Consider the following 276-nt stretch of genomic DNA (forward strand, 5'->3'; position numbering starts at 1 on the left):
TTGACGAATTATATCGGACAAACTGCAATGATTTTAATTGCTGGTAGTGTATTTAACTTTGCAGGAAACTTAACATACATGCAGACGTTATATGTATGTATCGCAATTTACGCTATTCAAATTGTGTTTAGTGTAATTTGGATGAAAATCTTTAAAATGGGTCCATTAGAATGGATTTGGCGTGTTATTACGTATTGGACGGTAACACCTTTAAAGAAATAAAGAGAGAAGTGGGCTGTTCCTTTTGTGGAACAGTCTATTTTTATTGTCATCTTT

At 33.0% G+C, this 276-nt stretch carries 1 protein-coding gene; it reads left to right on the forward strand.

Features of this window, described 5'->3' with window-relative positions; genetic code table 11:
- On the forward strand, window positions 1-222 hold a 222-nt coding region (locus tag SB658_RS23710), incomplete at its 5' end, for a DUF418 domain-containing protein (RefSeq protein WP_410602758.1).
- Window positions 223-276 lie beyond the last annotated feature (54 nt).

This window comes from Bacillus sp. SIMBA_008 (assembly GCF_046535495.1).
Classification (GTDB): Bacteria; Bacillota; Bacilli; order Bacillales; family Bacillaceae; genus Bacillus; species Bacillus subtilis.